This is a genomic window from Pseudomonas koreensis, assembly GCF_036668835.1.
Classification (GTDB): Bacteria; Pseudomonadota; Gammaproteobacteria; order Pseudomonadales; family Pseudomonadaceae; genus Aquipseudomonas; species Aquipseudomonas koreensis_I.
This window is the reverse complement of sequence record NZ_JAZEVW010000072.1, coordinates 1-213: the sequence shown is the minus strand read 5'-3', so window position 1 is coordinate 213 and position 213 is coordinate 1. Positions and strand designations below refer to the sequence as shown.

Genomic DNA, 213 nt, shown 5'->3' with positions numbered 1-213 from the left:
GTGGTTTCGCCAGCCTTGATGGTGATCACGGCACCGTTCGACAAGGTCACGGTCACTGGCGAACCGGCAGCGTTGCTCAGTGTTGCGGTGTAAACAATCGAACCACCTTCAGCCACGGAGCCCGTCGCACTCAGCGACAGATTTGTAGTGTCGGCAACATCGGTGACAGTGGTGCTGACCGGGGTTTTATCGGCCACGAGGTTTTCGTAGTTG

1 protein-coding gene is annotated in these 213 nt (G+C 57.3%); it reads right to left on the bottom strand.

The features are described from left to right. The coding region (locus V6F91_RS27325; RefSeq protein ID WP_332769964.1) for an immunoglobulin-like domain-containing protein at nt 1-213 on the bottom strand (213 nt) is incomplete at both ends.